Source organism: Acidovorax sp. LjRoot118 (assembly GCF_964253575.1).
In the GTDB taxonomy this organism is placed as follows: Bacteria; Pseudomonadota; Gammaproteobacteria; order Burkholderiales; family Burkholderiaceae_C; genus Acidovorax.
Map to the genome: position 1 here is coordinate 2,597,094 of NZ_CAXURB020000001.1, position 24,341 is coordinate 2,621,434.

The 24,341-nt window shown below is 67.3% G+C and carries 18 protein-coding genes; 13 read left to right on the forward strand and 5 right to left on the reverse strand.

Features of this window, described 5'->3' with window-relative positions:
• Positions 1-18: 18 nt before the first annotated feature.
• On the reverse strand, positions 19-2,190 hold the full coding sequence (gene scpA, locus ACSQ9E_RS12195) for a methylmalonyl-CoA mutase (RefSeq protein ID WP_436217932.1): 2,172 nt from the start codon (positions 2,188-2,190) through the stop codon (positions 19-21).
• A gap of 118 nt (positions 2,191-2,308) precedes the next feature.
• Between scpA and ACSQ9E_RS12200 the strand changes: the two genes are divergently transcribed.
• Positions 2,309-2,944 (forward strand): GntR family transcriptional regulator, encoded by a 636-nt coding sequence (locus ACSQ9E_RS12200; RefSeq protein ID WP_436217933.1) that lies wholly within the window; start codon positions 2,309-2,311, stop codon positions 2,942-2,944.
• Between the two features lie 131 nt (positions 2,945-3,075).
• Here ACSQ9E_RS12200 and ACSQ9E_RS12205 read toward each other — a convergent pair whose 3' ends face one another.
• A complete protein-coding gene (locus ACSQ9E_RS12205) occupies positions 3,076-4,239 on the reverse strand; it encodes a GGDEF domain-containing protein (protein ID WP_436217934.1) in 1,164 nt (387 codons plus the stop codon).
• 214 nt (positions 4,240-4,453) lie between these two features.
• On the opposite strand from ACSQ9E_RS12205, the gene ACSQ9E_RS12210 reads away from it, so the two are divergent.
• Together ACSQ9E_RS12210 and ACSQ9E_RS12215 are read left to right on the forward strand one after the other, a co-directional pair.
• A complete protein-coding gene (locus tag ACSQ9E_RS12210; RefSeq protein ID WP_436217935.1) occupies positions 4,454-6,307 on the forward strand; it encodes an AMP-dependent synthetase/ligase in 1,854 nt (617 codons plus the stop codon).
• 60 nt (positions 6,308-6,367) lie between these two features.
• Complete coding sequence (locus ACSQ9E_RS12215; protein ID WP_436178400.1) at positions 6,368-7,030, forward strand: hypothetical protein; 663 nt, start codon at positions 6,368-6,370, stop codon at positions 7,028-7,030.
• Positions 7,031-7,046: 16 nt separating this feature from the next.
• On the opposite strand, the gene ACSQ9E_RS12220 is transcribed toward ACSQ9E_RS12215, so the two are convergent.
• The gene (locus ACSQ9E_RS12220) at positions 7,047-8,315 is read right to left on the reverse strand and encodes an HD-GYP domain-containing protein (protein WP_436217936.1); all 1,269 of its coding nucleotides are present in this window, start codon (positions 8,313-8,315) and stop codon (positions 7,047-7,049) included.
• A gap of 242 nt (positions 8,316-8,557) precedes the next feature.
• On the opposite strand from ACSQ9E_RS12220, the gene dusA reads away from it, so the two are divergent.
• A complete protein-coding gene (gene dusA, locus ACSQ9E_RS12225; protein ID WP_436178398.1) occupies positions 8,558-9,583 on the forward strand; it encodes a tRNA dihydrouridine(20/20a) synthase DusA in 1,026 nt (341 codons plus the stop codon).
• Here dusA and ACSQ9E_RS12230 read toward each other — a convergent pair.
• Entirely contained in the window at positions 9,580-12,441 is a 2,862-nt protein-coding gene (locus ACSQ9E_RS12230) for a bifunctional diguanylate cyclase/phosphodiesterase (RefSeq protein ID WP_436178397.1), read from the reverse strand. The two genes, dusA and ACSQ9E_RS12230, sit on opposite strands and share 4 nt — an antisense overlap.
• A 181-nt stretch (positions 12,442-12,622) precedes the next feature.
• On the opposite strand from ACSQ9E_RS12230, the gene ACSQ9E_RS12235 reads away from it, so the two are divergent.
• From ACSQ9E_RS12235 to ACSQ9E_RS12245, 3 genes are all read left to right on the forward strand, one after another.
• A complete protein-coding gene (locus ACSQ9E_RS12235; protein WP_057204433.1) occupies positions 12,623-13,687 on the forward strand; it encodes a GTP pyrophosphokinase in 1,065 nt (354 codons plus the stop codon).
• 221 nt (positions 13,688-13,908) lie between these two features.
• On the forward strand, positions 13,909-15,513 hold the full coding sequence (locus tag ACSQ9E_RS12240) for a polyhydroxyalkanoate depolymerase (RefSeq protein WP_428000821.1): 1,605 nt from the start codon (positions 13,909-13,911) through the stop codon (positions 15,511-15,513).
• Positions 15,510-16,220 carry an RnfABCDGE type electron transport complex subunit B gene (locus tag ACSQ9E_RS12245; protein ID WP_428000822.1) on the forward strand — a complete coding sequence of 237 codons (711 nt, stop codon included), beginning with the start codon at positions 15,510-15,512 and terminating at the stop codon, positions 16,218-16,220. The genes ACSQ9E_RS12240 and ACSQ9E_RS12245 overlap by 4 nt, the downstream gene beginning before the upstream one ends.
• 23 nt (positions 16,221-16,243) lie before the next feature.
• Here the strand turns inward: ACSQ9E_RS12245 and ACSQ9E_RS12250 are convergent, their stop codons facing one another.
• On the reverse strand, positions 16,244-17,731 hold the full coding sequence (locus tag ACSQ9E_RS12250; protein WP_436217937.1) for a methyl-accepting chemotaxis protein: 1,488 nt from the start codon (positions 17,729-17,731) through the stop codon (positions 16,244-16,246).
• A gap of 150 nt (positions 17,732-17,881) precedes the next feature.
• Between ACSQ9E_RS12250 and dapC the strand changes: the two genes are divergently transcribed.
• The 6 genes from dapC (at position 17,882) to ACSQ9E_RS12280 (ending at position 24,341) form a co-directional block, all read left to right on the forward strand.
• Complete coding sequence (gene dapC, locus ACSQ9E_RS12255) at positions 17,882-19,087, forward strand: succinyldiaminopimelate transaminase (protein WP_436217938.1); 1,206 nt, start codon at positions 17,882-17,884, stop codon at positions 19,085-19,087.
• Between the two features lie 4 nt (positions 19,088-19,091).
• Positions 19,092-19,925: a 2,3,4,5-tetrahydropyridine-2,6-dicarboxylate N-succinyltransferase gene (gene dapD / locus ACSQ9E_RS12260; protein WP_179680200.1), complete on the forward strand. Its 834-nt coding sequence runs from the start codon at positions 19,092-19,094 to the stop codon at positions 19,923-19,925.
• A 74-nt stretch (positions 19,926-19,999) separates the two neighbouring features.
• Entirely contained in the window at positions 20,000-21,163 is a 1,164-nt protein-coding gene (locus ACSQ9E_RS12265) for a PilT/PilU family type 4a pilus ATPase (RefSeq protein ID WP_428000824.1), read from the forward strand.
• Between the two features lie 57 nt (positions 21,164-21,220).
• Complete coding sequence (gene dapE, locus ACSQ9E_RS12270) at positions 21,221-22,402, forward strand: succinyl-diaminopimelate desuccinylase (RefSeq protein ID WP_057204342.1); 1,182 nt, start codon at positions 21,221-21,223, stop codon at positions 22,400-22,402.
• On the forward strand, positions 22,399-23,301 hold the full coding sequence (prmB, locus tag ACSQ9E_RS12275) for a 50S ribosomal protein L3 N(5)-glutamine methyltransferase (RefSeq protein ID WP_436178392.1): 903 nt from the start codon (positions 22,399-22,401) through the stop codon (positions 23,299-23,301). Before dapE ends, prmB begins: the two co-directional genes overlap by 4 nt.
• Positions 23,298-24,341 carry a glycosyltransferase family 2 protein gene (locus ACSQ9E_RS12280; RefSeq protein WP_436178391.1) on the forward strand — a complete coding sequence of 348 codons (1,044 nt, stop codon included), beginning with the start codon at positions 23,298-23,300 and terminating at the stop codon, positions 24,339-24,341. The genes prmB and ACSQ9E_RS12280 overlap by 4 nt, the downstream gene beginning before the upstream one ends.

Below are 24,341 nucleotides of genomic sequence, written 5' to 3' on the forward strand. Positions count from 1 at the left end.
CCCTGGTCTGGCGCACGCTCATGCGGCAATGGCCTTGCGGATCTGTTCGAGCACATCCTTCGCGCTGGCCGGGATGGGCGTGCCCGGTCCGTAGACGCCCTTGACGCCGGCCTCGTACAGAAAGTCGTAGTCCTGCGCCGGGATCACGCCGCCGACGAAGACGATGATGTCGTCCGCCCCCTGGTCCTTGAGCGACTGGATGATGGCCGGCACAAGGGTCTTGTGGCCAGCGGCCAGCGTGCTCACGCCCACGGCGTGCACGTCGTTCTCGATGGCCTGGCGCGCGCATTCCTCGGGGGTCTGGAACAGCGGGCCCATGTCCACGTCGAAGCCCAGGTCGGCAAAGGCCGTGGCCACCACCTTGGCGCCGCGGTCGTGGCCGTCCTGGCCGAGCTTGGCGATCATCACGCGCGGGCGGCGGCCTTCGGCCTCGGCAAAATCGCTGATCTCGCTCTTGAGCTTGTCCCAGCCCTCGGCCGAGTCATAGGCGGCAGCGTACACACCGGTCACCTTTTGCGTATCGGCGCGGTGGCGCCCGTAGATCTTTTCGAGCGCGTCCGACACCTCGCCCACCGTGGCGCGCAGGCGCACGGCCTTGATGGCCAGGTCCAGCAGGTTGCCCTCGCCGGTCTCGGCGGCCGAGGTGAGCACGTCGAGCGCTTCCTGCACCTTGGCCGTGTCGCGCTTGGCGCGGATGTCCTTGAGGCGCGCGATCTGGCCGTCGCGCACCATCACGTTGTCGATCTGCAGGATGTCGACCGGGTCTTCCTTTTGGAGCTTGTACTTGTTGACGCCCACGATCACATCATTGCCGCTGTCGATGCGTGCCTGCTTCTCGGCGGCGGCGGCCTCGATCTTGAGCTTGGCCCAGCCGCTGTCCACCGCCTGCGTCATGCCGCCCATGGCCTCGACCTCTTCGATGATCTTCCAGGCGGCATCCATCATGTCCTGCGTGAGCTTTTCCATCATGTAGCTGCCGGCCCAGGGGTCGACCACGTTGGTGATGTGCGTCTCTTCCTGGATGATGAGCTGCGTGTTGCGCGCGATGCGCGAGGAGAACTCGGTGGGCAGGGCAATGGCTTCGTCGAGCGCATTGGTGTGCAGGCTCTGCGTGCCGCCGAACACCGCCGCCATGGCTTCGATGGTGGTGCGCACGATGTTGTTGTAGGGGTCCTGCTCGGTCAGGCTCCAGCCGCTGGTCTGGCAGTGGGTGCGCAGCATCAGGCTCTTGGGGTTCTTGGCGCCGGTCTCCTTCATGATGCGGCACCACAGCAGGCGCGCGGCGCGCATCTTGGCCACTTCGAGGTAGAAGTTCATGCCGATGGCCCAGAAGAACGACAGCCGGCCAGCGAACTCGTCCACGTCCAGGCCCGAAGCGATGGCGGTCTTCACGTACTCCTTGCCGTCGGCCAGCGTGAAGGCCAGCTCCAGCGCCTGGTTGGCGCCCGCCTCCTGCATGTGGTAGCCGGAGATCGAGATGGAGTTGAACTTCGGCATGTTGCGTGCCGTGTAGCCGATGATGTCGCCGATGATGCGCATGCTCGGCTTGGGCGGGTAGATGTAGGTGTTGCGCACCATGAACTCTTTCAGAATGTCGTTCTGAATGGTTCCGCTCAACTGGTCCTGGCTCACGCCCTGCTCTTCGGCCGCCACCACGTAGCCGGCCAGCACGGGCAGTACGGCGCCGTTCATGGTCATCGACACGGACACCTTGTCCAGCGGGATCTGGTCGAACAGGATCTTCATGTCCTCCACCGAATCGATGGCCACGCCGGCCTTGCCCACGTCGCCGGTCACGCGCGGGTGGTCGCTGTCGTAGCCGCGGTGCGTGGCCAGGTCGAACGCCACGCTCACGCCCTGCCCGCCGGCGGCCAGCGCCTTGCGGTAGAAGGCGTTGGATTCCTCTGCGGTAGAAAAGCCCGCGTACTGGCGGATGGTCCAGGGGCGCACGGCGTACATGGTGGCCTGGGGGCCGCGCAGGTAGGGCTCGAAGCCCGGCAAGGTGTTGGCGTATGGCAGGTCGGCCGTGTCCGCCGCGGTGTACAGCGGCTTGACGGTGATGCCGTCGGGGGTGACCCAGTTCAGCGCATTGACATCGCCACCCGGTGCCGACTTGGCGGCGGCTTTCGCCCAGGCCTCGAGCGAGGCGGCAGCGAATTCAGGGGGGCTGTGGGGGGGCGTGGCACTCATGGCGAAGCGGTCTCCGAGGAAGCGTTGGACGTTGTCAGGGCTGTTCCCGATGTGGCGGCAAGTTTACATCATTCATAATTATTGATTCAAAATATTCTTCGCAGCTTACAATCCACCCATGTCTGCACTGACCCTCACGCCCCGCGCCCTGTACGAAGAAGTGGCTGAGCAACTGCGCCAGCGCATCTTCCGCCGCGAGCTGGAGCCCGGCAGCTGGATCGACGAGCTCAAGATCGCCGAGGAATTCGGCATCAGCCGCACGCCCCTGCGCGAGGCGCTCAAGGTGCTGGCCGCCGAAGGCCTGGTCACAATGAAGGTGCGCCGTGGTGCCTATGTGACGGAGATGTCGGACAAGGACCTGCGCGACGTGTACCACCTGCTCAGCCTGCTGGAGAGCGATGCCGCCGCCGTGGTGGCCACCAGCGCCACCCCGGCGCAGTTGCAGGAGCTGCAGGGCCTGCACGCCGAGCTGGAGGCAGCCGCCGGCGAGCGCGAGCGCTTCTTTGCCGTGAACGAGCGCTTTCACATGCGGGTGCTGGAGCTGGCCGACAACCGCTGGCGCAGCCAGATGGTGGCCGACCTGCGCAAGGTGATGAAGCTCAACCGCCACAACTCGCTGCTCAAGCAGGGCCGCATCGAGGATTCGCTGAACGAGCACCGCGCCGTGATGACCGCCCTGGCCCGGCGCGATGGCGCCGCCACGGCCCAGGCCATGCAGGCCCACTTCGCCCAGGGGCTGGAAGCAGCGGCCTGATACGGATTTGCCTTCAACCGTCTAACTTCGTTGGTCCGCCTTACCGTGCTACAGCACTGTCTGCGGCTTCCCGCCTAGTTATACGGTTGAATGCAAATCCGTGTGACGCCCTCCCGGCACCTGCTGCTCGGTCAGCCTTCCGCCATTTCCACCCGGTTGCGCCCCCTGCGCTTGGCGGCGTACAGCGCATCGTCGGCGCGGCGCAGCATCTGGTCCAGGCTGGCATCGCCATCTGCCTGCGCCGCGATACCCGCAGAAATGGTGATCGGCAACGATGTCCCACCCGTGGTGAACGGCGTGCCCGCCACGGCCAGGCGCAGCCGCTCTCCGGCCGCATGGGCGTCGCCATGCTGGGCCACGTCCAGCAGCACCACGAACTCTTCTCCCCCGTGGCGGGCCACGAAGTCCAGCCAGCGCGCCGAGGCCTGCAGTTGCCCGGCCACATGCTGCAGGGCCCTATCGCCCACCTCGTGCCCGTGGCCATCGTTGATGGCCTTGAAGTGGTCCACGTCGATCAGTGCCAGGGCCAGGCGGCTGCCGCCCTGGCGTGCCGTGGCAAAGCGCTTCGCGCCTTCGGCGAGCAAGGTGCGGCGGTTGGCCAGGCCCGTCAGGTAGTCGGTGGCAGCGGCCAGCTCCCACTGGCGGCCGATGCGCTGCGAGCACATGAACAAGAAGGCCGTGGTGCCCACCACGGGCAACAGGGCCGTGACCAGCGGGCTGGCCGCGTTGATCCAGGCGCCCTCGCCGGTGATGTCGAACGACGGCCCCACGCGCCGCACCAGGAAGTACGCGGCGCGAAAGGCCACGAACAGGCCGACCAGAAAAAACAGGCCCGCCAGCGCCCTGCGGCTGCGCGCCCGCTCCCCAGTGCCACCCCGCACCAGCTGCAGGGTGCCAGCCATCAGCACGAAAGCCACCACGCCCGACAGCAGCAGGATGCGGCTGGGCGTATCGGGCCGCACCCCCGCGAACCACACCACGCCGCCAATGCCCGCCACGGCCGGCAGCAGCATCCACCAGCGGTCCGGCACGCCATCGAACTGGCGCAGCGCACGCCAGTAGCCCGTGCAGCCGAGCATCACCATGCCATTGGCCATGGGCGAGACCAGGCCCAGGGGCAATTCGTACTGCACGGCATACAGCACGGCGCTGCCTGCCAGCAGCAAGGTGGCGATGCGCCAGGTTTCGGCACAGGGCTGCAGCGACACCGGCAAGTCCTTGTGCATGAAACCCAGCACCGCACCATTGGCCAGCATCATCAGCGTCGCGACGATAAAGATGGTGATGGGATCCATGGACCGAAGGGGGCGCGGGCAGGCAGGACGCAGCTGTGGCAATGGAGGGATTGTGGCCAACCGGGGCCCGCCCCCAGAGCACTCTTTGGCGCGCGAAACAAAGAAGCACAGCTTGTGCCGCCCGGATGGGTATGATTCCGCGGGTTTTCCCCAGGATAGTGCAGCATGGCACCACCTTGGCACGGCGCACGCCGCCCCGGCACCCAACCATCCGATGACCTCTTCCCTTCCCGACATTGGCAGCGTCCAGACGCTGCCCCAGCTTCTCTCGTGGCGCGCCAGCCTGACGCCCGACGCCCCTGCCTTTCGCGCCTTCGATGCCGCCAGCCAGGCCTGGCTGACCTGGACCTGGGCCGAGACCGCCGCCCATGTAGCCCGCTGGTCGCGGGCCCTGGTGGCCCTGCAACTGCCGGCCGGTGCCCGCGTGGCCATCCTGCTGCCCAATGGCCTGGACGCCATGTGCGCCGACCAGTCCACCCTGGCCAGCAACTGCGTGCCCGTGCCGCTGCACGCCATCGACAACCCCGGCAGCATTGCCTACATCCTGGCCGATTGCGAGGCGTCGATGCTCATTGTGGGCAGTGCCCAGCAGTGGGAGAAGATCCGCGCCGCGGGCACCGACTTCCCCGCACTAAGGGCGGTGATCGTGACCGACACGGACGCCTCGTTCAAGGCCAGCGCTCCCAGCGCGCACAGCCCCGCCGTGGGCTCGCTTGCGCAATGGCTCGAAGGCGCCGCCCAGGCGGTGGAACAGGCCCCGCCGCAGGCCCCCGGCCCCGAAGACCTGGCCGCCATCGTCTACACCTCGGGCACCACCGGCAAGCCCAAGGGCGTGATGCTCACGCACCGCAACGTGGTGAGCGACGTGAAGGCCGTGCTCGAGCGCATCGCCCCCACGGTGGACGACGTGTTCCTGTCCTTTTTGCCGCTGTCGCACACCTTCGAGCGCACGGGCGGCTACTACCTGCCGATCGCGGCCGGCAGCTGTGTGGCCTATGCCCGCTCGGTGCAGCAATTGGCCGAGGACCTGCAGACTATTCGCCCCACGGTGCTGGTCTCGGTGCCACGCATCTACGAGCGCATCCACGCCAAGCTGCTCGAAAAGCTCTCGCCATCGCCCTGGAAGATGCAGCTCTACGAGGCCGCCCAGGCCCGCGGCTGGCAGCAGTTCTGCGCCGCGCAGGGGCTGGCCCGGCCCGAAGACGACCAAGCCGGCGGCTGGATGGCCGTCCTGCCCTGGGGCCTGCTCCAGGCCCTGGTGGCCAAGCCCCTGCTGGCCCAGTTCGGCGGCCGCGTGCGCGTGGCCGTGAGCGGCGGCGCGCCGCTGTCGCCCACCATCGCCAAGTGCTTTCTGGGCCTGGGCCTGCCGCTGGTGCAGGGCTACGGCATGACCGAGACGGCGCCGGTGGTGTCGGTGAACTCGCTCCAGGACAACGACCCGGCCTGCGTGGGGCGCGCCCTGCCCGGCGTGGAGGTGCGGATCGGCGAGAACCGCGAGCTGCAGGTGCGCGGCCCCATCGTGATGCAGGGCTACTGGAAGCGCCCCGAGGACACGGCACGCATTCTGTCGGCCGATGGCTGGTTGGGCACGGGCGATCAGGCCGACATCGTGGACGGGCGCATCTTCATCCGCGGCCGCATCAAGGAGATCATCGTCACCTCCACCGGTGAGAAGGTGCCCCCGGGCGACCTGGAACTGGCCCTGCTGGCCGACCCGCTGCTGGAGCAGGCCTTCGTGGTGGGCGAGAACCGCCCCTTCATCGCCTGCGTGGCCGTGCTCAAGCGCGACGAGTGGCAGCGCCTGGCCGGCGACCTGGGCCTGGCCGCAGCCGACCCCGAGAGGCTGAACCACCCTGCCGTGCACCGCGCCGTGCTGGCGCGCATCGAAAAGAGCACGGCCAGCTTCGCGCGCTATGCCGTGCCGCGCGCCGTGCACCTGACGCTGGCGCCCTGGAGCATCGAGAACGGCTTCATGACGCCCACGCTCAAGCTCAAGCGCGCCCCGCTCATGGTGCACTTCGGGCAGGCCATTGAGGGCATGTACCAGCAAAAACCAGGGGCGCGCTGAACCGGGACCGTGCGGACCTGGCCCCTGGGGTTGTAGACTTGCGCCATGATTTCTCGGCGCTTGCCATGCACCGTTGCCGCCCTGGTTTGTGCTGCGGGTGCCTCCCTGGCGCAGGACACCGCCGCACAGCGCGCTGCCCAGCTGCAGGCCGCCGTTGATACGGCCCTGCCCACCAAGGGATTCAGCATCTGGACCAGCGCCAAAGGTGACCTCGACGGTGATGGGATCGCGGACCTGGCGGCGGTGGTGGTCAACCTCTCCGGGGAAGGTCCGCGCGAGGAACGGCTTCTGGTGCTGGCCGGCACGCCGGGCGGCGGCTACACCCCGCTTTCCGTCTCTGGACAGTTCTGCGAGGCAAACAAGGGCTACAACCTTGAGATCACCGCGACCTCCCTCTTGGTCCAGGGGGTCTGGCGCGCTGAATCTTCGGGCATGGACAGCTTCACGATGCAGTTCCGCTACAACCCCAAGCTCCGGGATTTCGAGCTCATCGGCAGGGAAGACCTGGCGGAGAACTACGACGCCCGATCGTCCTACCGGGCCAGCGTCAACTACCTGGCCAAGGTCGCCATTTACACCCGCATTGCCGGCAAGAAGCGCAAGGACCTGAAGGCGCCGCTCAAGCAGCCTGCCGTCCTGCGCCTGCGCGGATTCAATTGTGGGGATGAGAGCCCCATGGACCCGTTGGTCTACATCAACGAGGACTTCACCGTCCGCAGGTAGTGCACGGGGGAAGAACTCAGTCCTCGACCGAGTAGAAGTACGACAGCCGCTGCTGCGGATTGAGCCAGTCGAGCACCTCGGCAGGCAACGTGGACGGCCGGATCGCTTCGGCCACGCGGATGTCGGGCTCGGTGTGCAGCTCCACCAGCGGCGCCTCGTCCTTGGAGATTTCGGGGGTGTAGACCAGCACCTGGGGGCGCAGGGCCTCGGGCCCCGGGGCCACCACCAGCGCCAGCGCGCCATCGGTGAGCTGGACCACCGTGCCCGGCGGGTACACGCCCAGCAGCTTGATGAGCGAACTGAGCAGTGCCGGGTCGTGCTGGCCCGATTCGTTCTTGAACATGTGCGCCAGCGCCTCGGCCGGCATCAGCGGCTCGACGTCGCGGGCCTCGGGCGAGCACAAGTTGTCATACCGGTTGACCAGCGCCAGGATCAGCGCCAGGCGCTGGGTTTCGCGCTGGCCGCGCGGCCAGCCCGAACCATCGGCCGCCTCGTGGTGGCTGGCGATGCAGGCCAGCGCCTCCTTGCTGAAGGCGCCCGAGTCTGACGCCAGCTGGGTGCTGTACATCACATGCTGGCGCACGAACTCCTCCTCGTGGCGCTTGCGCCGGGAGGTCTTGAACAGCTGCGGCGGCACCTTGGACTTGCCCACGTCGTGCGCCAGCGCCGCCATGGCCAGGTCGGCCAGTTCGCGCTCGGCAAGGCCGGCCTTCTTGCCCACCAGCATGCACAGGGTGAGCACGTTCAGCGCGTGGAACTGCGGCCCCTGGTCCTTCTTGTCGCCCAGCAGGTGCAGCAGCACCTCCTTGCTCTGGGCAATGCGGGCCGCCGTCTCGCCCGACAGGTCGGCCAGGATCCGGCCCGCCGCCTTGGGCGAGCGCGTGAGCGTGAGCAGCGCCTCCCGGGTCTGTCGCGCGGCGTCCTCCCAGGCCCGGTCGGCGCGCGCCGCGGCGTCTCGCTGGCGCTGGCGCTTTTCCTTTTTGGCCTGGTCACGCTGGCGCACCTCGGCGGCCAGGGCGGCCTGCCCGTCGGCGTGCTCCGGCTCCGGTGGGTGCGCGGCCACGGGCACCAGGGGCAGCGGCTGCGCCGTGCTCCGGTCCGGGTGGTGGTACAGCTGGCCCTCGATGCCCAGGGACTGGATCACCGCCACATCCTTCGCCGTGCGGACCATGAAGCGGTTGGCGATGAAGGGGTGCTCGTCCCAGCGCATGTCGAGCCAGACGTACAGGCCGACGGTGAGTTGGGACGGGGCGATCGCTACGGCGATACCGGGGTTCTTCCACATGCAGGCGATTCAAAGAAAGAAATGGCTGATTCGGCCCCGGCGGCGTTCGCAGCACCGGATGCGGCTCCCCCATACTAAAGACAATGCGCGGCCATGTGCGTCAACAGAGTGCAAATTCGCGCAGAGGAACGCCTGTCTCGGGCCTCGGAAGCCCCTGAACCAATATATTGACCCAAGACCTGAGAAAATGCAGGCCGGCACCTCTTTGGAGCCCCTCGCCCTTGCAACACCGGTTTCTCGCCTTGGAAAACAGCCCCACCTCCCCTGCCGCCGCTCCTCCAGCCATCTTCAGCCCCTGGCGCATGTCCGTGGCCCCGATGATGGACTGGACGGACCGCCATTGCCGCTATTTCCACCGGCTGCTGACGCGCCAGACCCTGCTCTACACCGAGATGGTGAACGCGGGCGCCATCATCCATGGCGGTACGGAGCGGCACCTGCGCTTCAATGCCGAGGAGCACCCTGTGGCACTGCAGCTGGGCGGCAACGAGCCCGACCGGCTGGCAGAGGCTGCGCGGCTCGGTGCGCAATGGGGCTATGGCGAGATCAACCTGAACTGCGGCTGCCCGAGCGACCGGGTGCAGCGCGGTGCCTTCGGTGCCAGCCTGATGAAGGCGCCCCAGCTGGTGGCCGATGGCGTGAAGGCCATGAAGGATGTGGTGGACGTGCCCGTGACGGTCAAGCACCGCATCGGCATCGACAAGGGCGAAGACTACGGCTTCGTGCGCGATTTCGTGGGCACGGTGGCCGATGCGGGCTGCTCGGTGTTCATCGTGCATGCGCGCAATGCCTGGCTGCAGGGCCTGTCGCCCAAGGAGAACCGCGACATCCCGCCGCTGCGCTACGAGGTGGTGCACCAGCTCAAGGCCGATTTCCCGCACCTGACGATTGCCATCAACGGCGGCATCCAGGCCGACGAGGTGGTGCACGGGCAACTGGCACGCCTGGACGGCGTGATGATCGGCCGCGAGGCCTACCACAACCCCTGGTGGCTGGCCCGCTGGGACCAGCTCTACTACGGCGGCGAGCCCTGCACCCTGACGCGCGAGGAGGTCGAGCTGGCCATGGTGGACTACATGGAGCGTGAGGCCGCGCTGCACGGCACGCCCTGGCCGCACATCGCCCGCCACATGCTGGGTCTGCGCCATGGCCTGCGCGGGGCACGTCTGTGGCGCCAGGTCTGGAGCAACCACCTGCTCAAGGACCGGCCCGCACGCGAGGTGCATGCCCTGGCACTGGCCACCACCCTGATCCCGGAACCCGTCTAAGACCGTAAATAGGTTTTCAGCCAGCCATCCAGCGGCTCCGGCCGGTAGAACAGGTAGCCCTGCAGGCATTCGCAGTGGCTGGCCACGAGGAAGTCGGCCTGGGCACGGGTTTCCACCCCTTCGGCCACCACGCGCAGGCCCAGGTGGCGCGCCACCGAGATGATGGACTGCACGATGGCCGTGTCGCTCGGGTCGCCGGGCGTGTCCTGCACGAAGCTCTTGTCGATCTTGAGCTCGTACAGCGGCAGCCGCTTGAGGTAGGCCAGGCTCGAATAGCCCGTGCCGAAGTCGTCGATGGAAAAGCGCACCCCGAGCTGCACCAGCTCCGTCATGCGGGCGATGGTGTCGTCCAGGTTCTCGATGAGCAGGCTTTCGGTGACCTCCAGGATCAGGCATGACGGCGTGGCCCCGGTCTGGGCCAGCACGTTGCGCACGCGCTCGACGAAGTCGTCCTGCCGGAACTGGCGCTGGCTGACGTTGACCGAGATCGACAGCGGCTCCCCCACGCCGCCCCGGGCCAACCGGGCGGCCTGCAGCTGTGCAATCGCATCGCAGGCTTTCTCGATCATCCACGCGCCCATGGGCAGTATCAGCGCCGAGGACTCGGCGATGGGGATGAAGCGCGCCGGCGGCACGCTGCCGCGCACCGGGTGGCTCCAGCGCATGAGCAGCTCGCCGCCCACCACCACGCCCTGCGCATCCACCTGCGGCTGCACGAATGCGGCCAGTTGCCCTTCGGCCATGGCCTTCTTGAGGTCCTGCTCCATCGCCAGGCGCTCCTGCACGTCGGCCTGCATGGCGGCCTCGTAGAAGCGGATGCGGTTGCGGCCCAGGTCCTTGGCACGGTACATGGCCGTGTCCGCCTCGCGCAGCAGGTCTTCAACGCCCTCCTCCCGCTTGGGAAACAGCGTGATCCCCAGGCTGCCCGTGCTGCTGTAGAGGTGGGTGTCGATGGCGTAGGGCTGCTCCAGCGCCTCGCGCACGCGCTCGGCCACCTGCAGGGCCTGCCGCCCTGCGGTGGACATGTCGGTTGCGATGCCCTGCAGCAGCAGCACGAACTCATCGCCCCCCAGGCGCGCCACGGTGTCGCCGGGGCGCAGCAGGTGCGTCAGGCGCTGGGTGACCTCCACCAGCAAGCGGTCGCCCAGGGAGTGGCCGCGCGCGTCGTTGATCTGCTTGAAATTGTCCAGGTCCACATACAGCAGCGCCCCGACCTGGCCACTGCGGCGTGCGGCGGCCAGGGCCAGCCCCAGGCGGTCGAGCAGCATGCGGCGGTTGGGCAGGCCCGTGAGGGCATCGAAGTAGGCCAACTGGTGCGTGCGCTCCTGCGCCACCCTGCGCTCGGTGACGTCGCGGGCCAGCGCCACGAAGCGCGGGCCGGCGCCCGGGTTGGCGCTGTCCTTGCGGGCCACGGACAGCTCGAACCAGTGGGTGCGCCCCTCCAGCTCCAGGTGGAACTGGTGGCCCGCCGAGTAGCCATTCTGAAGCGCGGCCTGCACGGCAGCCAGGCTGCCGGCCGCCTCGCCGGGCGGCACGATGTCCTGCAGCCGGTGGCCCACAAAGCGCTCGGGCGCCAGCACCGGCAGCTGCAGGCGCGCCGAGCGGCAATGGTGGATGCGGCCCTGCGCGTCCAGCTCGAACAGCAGGTCGGGTATGGCGTTGAGCGTGCTTTCCAGGTCATCGCGCGTGCCGCGCAGCTCGGCCGTCATGCGGCGTGCCAGTGCCATGGCGCGCTCCCGCCCGGTGGCCAGGACCCAGGCGAACCAGCCCAGCAGCAGGCTCACGAATACCCCCATCACCGCCACCAGGTAGTAGCCGTCGTCGTCATGGCGCAGATCGAATGCGGGCAAGGGCGCCATCACCAGAGTCCAGCTGCGTCCGCCGACCTCCAGGCGCCGCTGGATCGGTAGCGCGCCGCGCGCCAGGGCTTGCGACTGCAGCCCTGCGTCGCCGTACAGCCGGGCTTCGGGCGTGGGATCTACGCCATCGTAGATGGCCAGGGCAATGTCGGGGTCGAACTCACGCGCCAGCCCCTGGACCACGTCACCCACCCGGAATGGGGCGGCCACCCACCCCCGGATCGCGTGGCGGCGGGTGGGCAGGGACTCGGCCTCCAGGCCCGGGGCGTACACCGGCAGGAACATGCCCAGCTCGCCCTGCAGAGTACTGCCCGGCGCGAAGGCCCCGAGCAGCCCCGACAGGGCCAGCCGGCCGGTGTCGCGCGCGCGCCCGAGCGCCTCGCGCGCTGCAGGCAGGGTCAGGACGTCCAGGCCCAGGGCCTCCAGGTTGCGCCCCTGCAGGGGTTCGATGTGGGTGATGGGCGCGTACTGGGCGCGCTCGCCGGGCGGATGCACGGTGTAGCCGGAAAAGCCCCGGCCCCGCACGTCCGCCAGATGGGCCTCCAGGGGACTGCCCTGCACGTACATGATCAGCGACACCCCTTGCAGGCCGGGCCGCGTCTGCTGCAGCTGCAGGGCATCGACATAGTTGTGGAATTCGGCCCGGTCGATGCGCTCGGACCCGTCCATGTAGCCCTGCACGCCCCGGAGCACCACCTCGTAGGTGGCCATGCGGTCGCGCAGGTTGTAGGCGATCTGCTCGGTTGCCGCATGCAGATTGCGCAGCCGCTTGTCCGCCGACTCGCTGTGCGCCCGGTACCAGTACAGGCCGGTGGCCCCGAGCATCATGCAGGCCATCAGCGGCGGCAACACCAGCACCAGCCAGCGCGGGCTGGTGGGGGCGTCCTGGAGCGTCTCGGACTCCGTGAACGCGGGGGGCTGGTGTTGTTCTGGTGTCATCGCATGGGGCAGGCGGCTGCTGCAGCGCCCCACCGGGGCGCTGGTAACGTGCGTTCTCATTATCAGGTTTCGCGCGGCCCTGCCAAGCGAGGTCACCCGATGCGCGGCGCAGACGGCATGCGTGTGAACTTGTACCGGGAGCGCGGCATCGGCTGACATCCCGGCTGCCAGAATGCAGGTATCGTTCGCGTGGCATTTCTTTCGCATTCCCGGCACCACCCGCCTCTTTGCAGACCCCACCATGGCATCGCTTGATTTTGAACGGGAAGAGTCCCGATTCCGTGCGTTCTACGCAGCCCAGAAACCCGTGCTGGAGGAGGCGTGCGCGGCCTTCACCGCCGCCATCGCCGGGGTGGTGGGCGATGCCCGCAGCGTGGATGTGTCCAAGGTAGAGGGGCGCGTGAAGGACGTGGACGAATGCATCCGCAAGTTTGCGCGCAAGTACCGGCCCGGCCTGGAAGAGAGCAACACCCCCTACGAGATCCAGCACTGGATCACCGATCTGGTCGGCGTACGCGTGGTCTGCCTGTACGAGGACGAGTTGGAAAAGGTGGCGCAGATCGTGCGCAGCCACTTTGCGGTGATCGACGTGACCGACAAGGCCTCGGCCGTGGAAAGCACCGAGGCCTCCTTTGGCTACAAGGGCCTGCACCTGGACCTGCGCCCCGGCCAGCGCGATCTGCCGGCGCTGGCGGTGCATGCCGACCAGCCTTTCGAGCTGCAGGTGCGCACCATCATCCAGGACTCCTGGAGCGTGCTGGACCACAAGATCAAGTACAAGAAGTCCATCCCCGGGCAGCTCAAGCGGCGCATCAACGTGCTCTCGGCCCTGTTCGAACTGGCCGACCGCGAGTTCCGCCAGATCCGCGACGAGACGGCCGCCGAACTGTTGCAGGCCCCCGATGAGACGGAGGAAGTGGGCGCGGAGATGGACGGCGATGCCGCCACGGCACCCAAGTACTCCTCCCTGGGCAGTGAGCTCAATGCCTTCACCTTCCTCAAGATCGCCACGCATTTCTTCAAGGACTTCGAGTTCGATCCTTCCAAGGTGGACAGCTTCGTGGACGATATCCAGGCCTGGTCACCCGGCATCACCCGCGCACGCTTCAACACCCTGATGCGGGAGACGGTGGGCACGGTCAAGCGCTACAAGCAGCACTTCGAGGAGCAGAACCCCCAGGGCAGCTTCAACCCCTACACGGTGATACGGCACTGCCTGTACCTGGCCAACCGCACGCAGTTCCGCCCCGCGCTGCGCAACGTGGCGCGCGAGGCCTTCGAATCCTGGCTGGCGGACAACGGTTGAGCAGGCACCACGCGTGGCGCGGACAGGGGGGCCTGGTTGCGGGCAGGGTTTTTCTGAACAAAATCATAGCAGCGAAGCTTTTCACAGCTGCACTGCCCCGGCCCATGTCCGGTTGTTGGACAGCGCTGTCACCAACGCGACTGGGCCTAGGTGGTTATCCCGCATGCAGAGGTAACCAAGTGCTGCTATATTGCACTGCAACATAACGGAGTTTCGACCCCATGCTCTACCAGATCTACGAAACCCAGCGCTCCCTGATGGAGCCGCTCACCGACTTTGCGCAAGCGGCGTCCAAGCTCTTCAGCAACTCCATGTCGCCCCTGAGCCAGACGACGTTCGCGCAGCGCATGTCTGCGGGCTACGATCTGTTGTACCGCCTGGGCAAGGACTACGAAAAGCCGGTCTTCGGCATCCATACGGTGGACGTGGACGGCGTGGGCGTGGCCGTGCATGAAAACATCGAGCTGGACAAGCCGTTCTGCGAACTGCGCCGTTTCAAGCGCTTTTCGGACGACACCGATACCCTGGTCAAGATCAAGGCACAGCCCGTGGTGCTGATCGTGGCGCCGCTGTCGGGCCACTATGCCACGCTGCTGCGCGACACCGTGCGCACCATGCTCAAGGACCACAAGGTCTACATCACCGACTGGAAGAACGCCCGCCTGGTGCCGCTGTCCGAAGGCGAGTTCCACCTGGACGACTACGTGAACTACGTGCAGGAGTTCATCCGCCACCTGCAGGGCACCTATGGCAACTGCCACGTCATCAGTGTCTGCCAGCCCACGGTGCCGGTGCTTGCGGCCGTGTCGCTGATGGCCAGCCGCGGCGAGAAGACCCCGCTGACCATGACCATGATGGGTGGCCCCATCGATGCGCGCAAGTCGCCCACGGCGGTGAACAACCTGGCCATGAACCGCAGCTACGAGTGGTTCGAGAACAACGTGATCTACCGCGTGCCCGACAACTTCCCCGGTGCCGGGCGCCGCGTGTACCCAGGCTTCCTGCAGTACACGGGTTTCGTGGCCATGAACCCGGACCGCCACGCCACGAGCCACTACGACTACTTCAAGGACCTGATCAAGGGCGACGACGCCAGCGTCGAGGCCCACCGCAAGTTCTACGACGAGTACAACGCCGTGCTGGACATGGACGCGGACTACTACCTGGAAACCATCAAGACCGTGTTCCAGGACTACAACCTGGTGCACGGCACCTGGGACGTGCGCTCGCCTGAAGGCAAGGTCGAGCGCGTGCGCCCGCAGGACATCACCACCACCGCCCTGTTCACGGTGGAAGGCGAGCTGGACGACATCTCCGGCTCGGGCCAGACCGAAGCCGCGCACGACCTGTGCACCGGCATCGTGCGCAAGGAGCAGCGCCACCTAGAAGCCAAGGGCGCCGGACACTACGGCATCTTCAGCGGCCGGCGCTGGCGCGACATCGTGTACCCCGAGGTGCGCAAATTCATCCTCGCGCACGAGGTGCCCCAGAAAAAGGCGCCCCGCCCTGTCGCCGTGACCGAACTGCCGGACGACAGCCCGCCCGTGCCTCCCCGCAAGGCGGTAGTCGCCAGCAAACCGGCAGTGAAGAAGGCGGCGCCCGCCAAAGCGGCCGTGAAGCCGGCGGCCAAGGCCGCTGCCCCCAAGAAGCCCTCAGTGGTGGCCGTGAAGGCAGTGCCTGCGCCGGCCAAGGCAGCAGTGCAAGCGGCGCCCGCTACCGGGGCCGCCGCCGCGCCCGAGCCGGACGCCGCGCCAACCGCCAAGGCTGCCGTCACCGCAGCGCCGGCACCACGCACCCGCCGCACCACGGCGGCCCGCAAGGCTTGAATCCGCAGCCGGACGCTCGCACACCCCTCCCTTCACCGCTTGCAGGGCCGGCTGCGCATGCGCTGGCGTCGCGCATCGACGCGGCCCTGCCGCAGACGCAATGCACGCGCTGCGGCTACCCGGACTGCGCGGCCTATGCGCAGGCCATCGCCTTCGAGGCGGTGCCCATCAACCAGTGCCCCCCCGGCGGGGCCGAAGGGGTCGCCCGGCTGGCGGCCCTCACCGGCCAGCCGGTGCTGCCGCTGAGTGCCACCCATGGCCTGGAGGCACCGCGCACCCTGGCAGTCATCGACGAGAACTGGTGCATAGGCTGCACGCTGTGCATCAAGGCCTGCCCGACGGATGCCATCGTCGGCGCCAACAAGCGCATGCACACCGTGATCGAGCCGCATTGCACCGGGTGCGAGCTGTGCATCCCCGTGTGCCCGGTGGACTGCATCAGCCTGGAAACCGTGACCGGCCAGGCCACGGGTTGGGCCGCGTGGAGCCCGCTGCTGGCGGACCATGCGCGCGGGCGCTATGCGGTGCACAAGGCCCGGGTGGTTGCCGGCGCGCCCGAGGAGCCGGACGACGAAGACAGCGCTGCACCCGCCGATGCCTCTGCGCCTCCCGACGGTGGTGCCGATGCGGCCGCCCAGACCCGCAAGGCAGCCATTGCCGCGGCCATGGCCCGCGCACGGGAACAACGCGCCGGAACGCAGCGCTGAGCCAGGCGCGGCAAGGCGCCGCGTCAGCGCGCGGCCAGTGCCTTGTACACGCCGCAGCCCAGGTACAGGTCTCCCACACGTTCCACGAACGACATCTTGGTCTGCACCGCGCCGCTGGCCGGGTTGGTGATGTCGTACTCCACCCAGCCTGGTCCGATGTCTGCCTGGGCCGCAATTTCTGCCATCAACCGGTCACCGTCAATACCGGGAATGTCCTGCACCCGGGTGCCCACCTTGGCCGGGTTGCCGCCAAAGGCGCGGTAGGTGCCGCCGGCATCGAGCACGAAGACATACATGTCCCGGTCGTTGAAGGGCTGGCTCTTGTCGGTGATGCGCGCCAGGAACTGGTCCCGCGAGCTGCCCTTGTGCAGGGCTGCGGCGCGCTTGACCAGGGCCACCGCCTCTTCGGCCGTGCCCTGCTGCAGGCGAAACGCCGACACCGCGCGCGACAGCGTGGAGGCGCGGCTTTCCAGCGCCTCGGCCTGCCCCACCGCCTGGCTCACCATCTGCGCATTGCGCTGGGTGATCTGGTCGAGTTGCTGCACGGCGCTGCTGATCTCGCGCAGGCCCGTGCTCTGCTCGGCACTGGAGCTGGATATCTCGGACATGCTGGCCGCCACGCTGCGCATGCCGCCGGCCATGTCGGTGATGCCCTCGCCTGCGGTGCGGATCAGGCCTGCACTGGCCTCCACCTGCGTGACCGAGGCATTGATCAGGTCGCGGATCTCGCGCGCGGCATCGGCCGAGCGCTTGGCCAGCATGCGCACTTCGGAGGCCACTACGGCAAAACCGCGGCCCTGCTCCCCCGCCCGGGCTGCCTCCACCGCCGCGTTGAGCGCCAGGATGTTGGTCTGGAAGGCGATCGCGTCGATGGTGCCGATGATTTCCGTCATGCGGCGCGCGCCCTGCTGAATGGCCTGCACCGACTGCACGGCGCGGCCCATGGCCTCGGCGCCGGTGTCGGCTGCCTGGCGCATCTGGCCGGCGCGCTGGTCGGCGCCCTGGGCCGTCTGGGCGTTGTTCTGCACGGTGGACGACAGCTGCTCCACGCTGGCTGCGGTTTCTTCGAGGTTGGCGGCCTGCTGCTCGGTGCGGTCGGCCAGCTCGCGGTTGCCATGCGCCAGGCTCTGGCCGGCATGGGCCACCAGCGCGGCGTTGCTGCGGATGTCGGCCACCATGGACGAGAGCCGCAGCACCATGGCATCGAGCGCCTGGGCCATCTGCGCCATCTCGTCGGTACCGCCCGTGCCGGCGTGCACGCACAGGTCGCCATCGGTGATGCGCGCCATGGCGCCGGAGAGGGCCGCCATGTCATCCACCAGGCTCAGGTACAGCGCCAGCAGCGCATACAGCACCACCCCGGCGCCCGCCAGGTCCACCCACATGGGGGCCCCCAGCAACGCTGCCGCCAGCGTGCAGGCGATGAGCACGGCCAGCGTGCCGAGCTTGCCGGGAAGGCGCAGCCGGCGCATCCACCACAGCCCAGGCCGCAAGGGAAGGAATCCTGCCATGTTGTCTCCAATATCGTTATAGGCCGCAGCGGGCTTTGCCGCGATACTAGATACGCGCTCTTACGCCGGATTGACAAGGTGGCCCGACAAGGCGGCCTTGTGACGGCGCGCACCGGCTTGCGTGCACGGCATCACCCATAATGGCGCCCCATGAACCCCCTGCTTTCCCACCTGCAGCCCTACCCGTTCGAGAGGCTGCGCAAGCTTTTTGCCGGAGTGACGCCACCGGCCCAGTATTCCCCCATCAGCCTGGGCATGGGGGAGCCGCGCCATCCTACACCGCAGTTCATCAAGGACGCACTCAGTAACAACCTTAATGGCCTGGCGAGCTACCCGGCAACGGCCGGCGAGCCGCGCCTGCGCGAGGCCTTCACCGCCTGGCTGCACAAGCGCTATGCCCTGAAGCTCGATGCGGCCAGCCAGGTGCTGCCCATCAACGGCTCGCGCGAGGCGCTGTTCGCCTTTGCCCAGACCATCGTCGACCCGACGAAACCCGACCCGGTGGTGGTCTGCCCCAACCCGTTCTACCAGATCTATGAAGGCGCGGCCCTGCTCTCGGGCGCTACGCCCTACTACGCCCCGAGCGATCCGGCGCGCAACTTCGCGGTGGACTGGGACAGCGTGCCGACGGAGGTCTGGAAGCGCACGCAGCTGCTCTTCGTGTGCTCGCCGGGCAACCCCACGGGGGCCGTCATGCCGCTGCATGAATGGCAGAAACTCTTCGCGCTGAGCGACCGGCATGGCTTCGTCATTGCCTCGGACGAGTGCTACAGCGAGATCTACTTCCGTGACGAGCCGCCGCTCAGCGGCCTGCAGGCCGCCATCCAGGCGGGCCGCAAGGACTTCGAGAACCTGATTTCCTTCACCAGCCTGTCCAAGCGCAGCAACGTGCCCGGGCTGCGCAGCGGCTTCGTGGCCGGCAACGCCGAGCTGATCAAGGCCTTTCTGCTGTACCGCACCTACCACGGCAGCGCCATGAGTCCCATCGTGCAGGCCGCCAGCATTGCCGCCTGGGGCGATGAGCAGCATGTGACCGAGAACCGCGCGCTGTACCGCAAGAAGTTTGCCCAGGTCACGCCGCTGCTGGCCGGCGTGATGGACGTGGCCCTGCCCGACGCGGGCTTTTACCTGTGGGCCAAGGTGCCCGACGCCCTGCAAATGACCGACGCCGAGTTCGCCCGCGAGCTTCTGGCTCAATACAATGTCACCGTGCTGCCGGGCAGCTACCTGGCCCGCGAGTCCGGTGGTGCCAACCCCGGCGCCCAGCGCGTGCGCATGGCCTTGGTGGCCGAGGCCGAAGAATGCGCGGAGGCCGCAATGCGCATCGTCCAATTCATCCAATCCCGTACTGTCTGACACCATGACCCAACAACTCCAGAACATCATCGACGCCGCGTGGGAGAACCGCGCCACCATCTCGCCTGCCGCAGCCCCCAAGGAAGTCGCGGACGCCGTCGAGCACGTGATTGCCGAACTCAACAACGGCACCCTGCGTGTGGCCACCCGCGAGGCCGTGGGGCAGTGGACAGTGCACCAGTGGATCAAGAAGGCCGTGCTGCTGTCCTTCCGCCTCAAGGACAACGAAGTCGTCAAGGCCGGCGACCTGGGTTTCTATGACAAGGTGCAGACCAAGTTCGCCCACCTGAACGAAGCAGAGATGAAGGCCACCGGCGTGCGCGTGGTGCCGCCAGCCGTGGCCCGCCGCGGCAGCTTCATCGCCAAGGGCGCGATCCTGATGCCCTCGTACGTGAACATCGGAGCCTACGTGGGCGAAGGCACCATGGTCGACACCTGGGCCACCGTGGGTTCGTGCGCGCAGATCGGCGCCAACGTGCACCTCTCGGGTGGCGTGGGCATCGGCGGCGTGCTGGAACCCCTGCAGGCCGGCCCGACCATCATCGAGGACAACTGCTTCATCGGCGCGCGCTCCGAAGTGGTCGAAGGCGTGGTCGTCGAAGAGCACTCGGTGCTGGGCATGGGTGTGTACCTGGGCCAGAGCACCCCGATCTTCAACCGTGCCACCGGCGAGATCAGCTATGGCCGCGTGCCCACGGGCTCGGTGGTGGTCAGCGGCAACCTGCCCAAAACGGCGGCCAATGGCGCGCCCTACAGCATGTATGCTGCCATCATCGTCAAGCAGGTGGACGCGCAGACCCGCTCCAAGACCAGCATCAACGACCTGCTGCGCGACTGATTCCAGTCCCGCAGCGCCTACCAGCACGCACGGCCAGCGCCGGCAGACAGACCGACAATGAGAGGGGAAACACCATGAGTACGATGGAGCGGATTCTTCGCCTGATGAGCGAAAAGAAGGCGTCGGACGTCTACCTGTCGGCCAATGCTCCGGCGCTGATCAAGATCAACGGCGAGTGCGTGCCGATCAACAACCAGATCCTGCCGCCGGATGCGCCGCGCAACCTGCTGTCCGAGATCATCACGCCCGACCGCATCGAAGAGCTCGAAGAGACCGGCGAGCTCAACATGGGCGTGCCGCTCTCGGGCGTGGGGCGTTTTCGTATCAGCGCCATGCGCCAGCGCGGCAGCTATGCGGTGGTGATCCGCTTCATCTCGCAGCAGATTCCCGAAATCAGCACACTGGGACTGCCCCCGGTGCTGACCGAGCTGATCATGGAAAAGCGCGGCCTGATCCTCATGGTCGGCGCCACGGGCTCGGGCAAGAGCACGTCGCTCGCCTCCATGATCGACAGCCGCAACGAGGTTCTCACCGGCCACATCCTCACCATCGAGGACCCGGTGGAATACCAGTTCCGCAACAAGAAATCCATCGTCAACCAGCGCGAGATCGGCAGCGACACCCAGTCGCTGCAGACCGCCCTGAAGAACGCGCTGCGCCAGGCGCCCGACGTGATCCTGATCGGCGAAATCCGCGACCGTGAGACCATGTCGGCGGCCATCGCCTACGCCCAGTCGGGCCATTTGTGCCTGGCCACGCTGCACGGCAACAACAGCTACCACGCGCTCAACCGTATCCTGTCCTTCTACCCTGTGGAAGTGCGCCCGACCATGCTCGGCGACTTGGCCTCGGCCCTCAAGGCCGTGATTTCGCAGCGCCTGGTGCGCACCCTGGACGGGGGCCGCCTGCCGGCCGTGGAGGTCATGCTCAACACCAAGCTGGTGTCGGACCTGATCGAAAAGGGTGACTTCGGCGGCGTCAAGGAAGCCATGGAGAAGTCCATGGCCGAAGGCTCGCAGACCTTCGAGGAAGACCTGGCGCGCATGATCATGGACAAGCGCATCGACAGGAAGGAAGGCATGGCCTTCGCCGATTCGCCCACCAACCTGATGTGGCGCCTGCAGAACGACTTCTCGCTGGCAGCCAACGCCGCCAAGGCGCAAAAGGAGTCGCGCGACACGCCCGATGACATGCCCTCGTTCACCGAGATCGTGCTGGACGTGAAGCCAGCCGCCTGAGGCGGGGGCGCGCAGCGCCCCCATGTTCTTTTTGTCTTTGTCCTTTATTTGCCTGCAATGTCCCGTACCCTGCACCTGGCCGAACAGCTGATCTCCCTGCCCTCCATCACCCCCGACGACGCGGGTTGCCTGGAGGTGCTGGCAGCACGGCTCGCCCCCCTGGGCTTCGTGTGCGAGCGCATCGACAGCGGCCCTGACAACTTTCGCGTAAGCAACCTCTGGGCCCGCCGGGCGGGTGCCAATGGTGCTGCCGCCAAGACCCTGGTGTTTGCCGGCCACACCGACGTGGTGCCCACCGGCCCGCTCAGCCAATGGACCAGCGACCCTTTCGTGCCCACGCACCGTGACGGCAAGCTGTTTGGCCGCGGTGCGAGCGACATGAAGACCTCCATCGCCGCCTTCGTGGTGGCCGTGGAAGACTTCCTGGCCGCAACACCCGAACCGCATGTCACCCTGGCCCTGCTGCTCACCAGCGATGAGGAAGGCCCTTCGGTGGATGGCACCAAGGTCGTAGTCGAGCAGCTCAGCGCACGCGGCGAGCGCCTGGACTACTGCATCGTGGGCGAGCCGACCTCGGTGGAGCGCACCGGCGACATGATCAAGAACGGCCGGCGCGGCACGCTGTCGGGCAAGCTCGCTGTGCGCGGCATCCAGGGCCACATTGCCTACCCGCAACTGGCACGCAACCCGATCCACCAGGCCCTGCCGGCGCTGGCTGAACTGGCCGCGACCGAATGGGACCAGGGCAACGCCTTCTTCCCGCCCACCAGCTGGCAGGTCAGCAACGTGCATGGCGGCACCGGTGCCACCAACATCATCCCGGGCGAGGTGGTGTGGGATTTCAACTTCCGCTTCTCGACCGAATCCACGGCCGAGGGCCTGAAGCAGCGTGTGCACGCCGTGCTCGACGCGCATGGCCTCGACTACGAGCTGCGCTGGACCCTGGGCGGCCAACCCTTCCTGACGACACCGGGCGAACTGGTCACGGCGGTGCAGCAGGCCATCCTGGCCGAGACGGGCATCACCACCGAACTGTCCACCACGGGCGGCACCAGCGACGGGCGCTTTATCGCCCAGGTCTGCCCCCAGGTGATCGAGATGGGCCCGCCCAACGCCACCATCCACAAGATCGACGAGCACATCGTGGTGGCCGACATCGAGCCGCTCACCAACATCTACCGCCGCACCCTGGACAACCTGCATGCCCAGGCCCTCGCGGCTGCGGCGGTGCCGGCATGAGCGCGGTGCTGAACGGGGGCACCGTGGGTGCCGTGGTGCAGTCCGCAGCCGCCCTGCTGGCATCGGCCGGCCTCGCGTTCGGCCATGGCACCGCCAACGCACACGACGAGGCCGCCTGGCTGGTGCTGTGGCGCCTGGGCCTGCCCCTGGACAGCGATCTGTCGGACGAGCCCGGCTCCATCAGCAGCCAAGATGTCTCGCCGGACCAACTGCGCGAGGTGCAGGCCTTGCTGGACGAGCGCATCAGCACCCGCAAGCCCGCCGCCTACCTCACGCGCGAAGCCTGGCTGCAAGGCGTGTCCTTCTACGTGGACGAGCGTGCCATCGTGCCGCGCAGCTTCATTGCCGAGCTGCTGGCCGACGGCAGCGTGGACGAATTCCTGGGCGAGCACACGCACCGGGTGCTGGACCTGTGCACCGGCAACGGCAGCCTGGCGGTACTGGCCGCCATGGCCTGGCCCGAGATTGCCGTGACGGGCGCCGACATTTCGCCAGATGCCCTGGACGTGGCCCGCATCAACGTGGAACGCCACGGCTTGCAGGATCGCATCACGCTGCAGCTTTCGGACGGTCTCGCCACCCTGCCCGGCCCCTGGGACCTGATCCTGTGCAACCCGCCGTACGTCAACACCACCAGCATGGCCCAGTTGCCGGCCGAGTACCGCGCCGAGCCCGAGCTGGCCCTGGCCGGGGGCGCGGACGGCATGGATTTCATCCGCCAGTTGCTCAAGGATGCGCCTTCGCGCATGGCCGAAAACGCCGTGCTGCTGCTGGAGATCGGCAACGAGCGCGAGCATTTCGAAGCTGCCTTCCCACGCCTGCCGGTCTACTGGATCGACACCAGCGCCGGCGAAGACCAGGTGCTGCTGATCACCCGGGAGGCGCTGGTCCAGGCATGAACGGCATTTCCACCCCTCTGACCATCACTGCCCCCCTTTCCCTCTCGGTTTCCCCGGCGCCCGTGCGTGTCGCGGTGGTCATTCCCTGCTACAAGGTCACGGCCCACGTGCTGGGCGTCATCGAGCGCATCGGCCCCGAGGTGCAGGGCATCTTCGCCGTGGACGACAAATGCCCGGTCAATTCCGGCGCCTTTATCCAGCAGCACTGCACCGATCCGCGCGTGCAGGTGGTCTTCAACCCCGAGAACCTGGGTGTGGGCGGCGCCGTGATGCATGGCTACCGCTGCGCCATCGAGGCGGGGTACGACATCATCGTCAAGGTCGATGGCGACGGCCAGATGGACCCGCGCCTGTTGCCCGGCTTCATCGCCCCCATCTTGAACGGCGAGGCCGATTACACCAAGGGCAACCGCTTCTTCGACCTCGAAGAAATCCACCAGATGCCGCGCATGCGCATCTTCGGCAATGCGGCCTTGTCGTTTTTGACCAAGATCTCGTCGGGCTACTGGCAGGTGTTCGACCCCACCAACGGCTACACGGCCATCCACGCGCGCGTGGCCAGCCACCTGCCGTTCGACAAGATCAGCCGCAGGTACTTCTTCGAGACGGACATGCTGTTCAGGTTGAACACCCTGCGCGCCGTGGTGGTGGATGTGCCCATGAACGCGCACTACGCCGACGAGGAAAGCAACCTCAAGATCAGCAAGATCCTGCCCGAGTTCACAGTCAAGCACCTGCGCAACTTCAGCAAGCGGATCTTCTACAACTACTACCTGCGCGACATGTCGCTGGCCTCCATCGAGCTGCCGCTGGGCCTGCTGCTGCTGGGCTTTGGCACCTGTTTCGGCCTGCTGCACTGGATCAGCTCCAGCGCCCACCAGTCCTACTCGTCGGCCGGCACCGTGATGCTGGCGGCCCTGCCCGTCATTGCCGGCCTGCAGTTGCTGCTGGCCTTCATCGGGCACGACATCGCCTCGGTGCCCCAGAAGCCGCTGCACAAGGTGCTGCACAGGAAGATCGATCTCGCCAAGAATGGCTGA

What these genes read in the sequence shown, in the direction of transcription:
- dapE (WP_057204342.1), top strand. Translation starts at nt 21,221, where the DNA reads ATGTCCCGTACCCTGCACCTGGCCGAACAGCTGATCTCCCTGCCCTCC.
- ACSQ9E_RS12200 (WP_436217933.1), top strand. Translation starts at nt 2,309, where the DNA reads ATGTCTGCACTGACCCTCACGCCCCGCGCCCTGTACGAAGAAGTGGCT.
- prmB (WP_436178392.1), top strand. Translation starts at nt 22,399, where the DNA reads ATGAGCGCGGTGCTGAACGGGGGCACCGTGGGTGCCGTGGTGCAGTCC.
- ACSQ9E_RS12220 (WP_436217936.1), bottom strand. Translation starts at nt 8,315, where the DNA reads ATGTGGAAGAACCCCGGTATCGCCGTAGCGATCGCCCCGTCCCAACTC.
- ACSQ9E_RS12240 (WP_428000821.1), top strand. Translation starts at nt 13,909, where the DNA reads ATGCTCTACCAGATCTACGAAACCCAGCGCTCCCTGATGGAGCCGCTC.
- ACSQ9E_RS12210 (WP_436217935.1), top strand. Translation starts at nt 4,454, where the DNA reads ATGACCTCTTCCCTTCCCGACATTGGCAGCGTCCAGACGCTGCCCCAG.
- ACSQ9E_RS12235 (WP_057204433.1), top strand. Translation starts at nt 12,623, where the DNA reads ATGGCATCGCTTGATTTTGAACGGGAAGAGTCCCGATTCCGTGCGTTC.
- ACSQ9E_RS12265 (WP_428000824.1), top strand. Translation starts at nt 20,000, where the DNA reads ATGAGTACGATGGAGCGGATTCTTCGCCTGATGAGCGAAAAGAAGGCG.
- ACSQ9E_RS12230 (WP_436178397.1), bottom strand. Translation starts at nt 12,441, where the DNA reads ATGAGAACGCACGTTACCAGCGCCCCGGTGGGGCGCTGCAGCAGCCGC.
- ACSQ9E_RS12205 (WP_436217934.1), bottom strand. Translation starts at nt 4,239, where the DNA reads ATGGATCCCATCACCATCTTTATCGTCGCGACGCTGATGATGCTGGCC.
- scpA (WP_436217932.1), bottom strand. Translation starts at nt 2,190, where the DNA reads ATGAGTGCCACGCCCCCCCACAGCCCCCCTGAATTCGCTGCCGCCTCG.
- ACSQ9E_RS12250 (WP_436217937.1), bottom strand. Translation starts at nt 17,731, where the DNA reads ATGGCAGGATTCCTTCCCTTGCGGCCTGGGCTGTGGTGGATGCGCCGG.
- ACSQ9E_RS12280 (WP_436178391.1), top strand. Translation starts at nt 23,298, where the DNA reads ATGAACGGCATTTCCACCCCTCTGACCATCACTGCCCCCCTTTCCCTC.
- dapD (WP_179680200.1), top strand. Translation starts at nt 19,092, where the DNA reads ATGACCCAACAACTCCAGAACATCATCGACGCCGCGTGGGAGAACCGC.
- dapC (WP_436217938.1), top strand. Translation starts at nt 17,882, where the DNA reads ATGAACCCCCTGCTTTCCCACCTGCAGCCCTACCCGTTCGAGAGGCTG.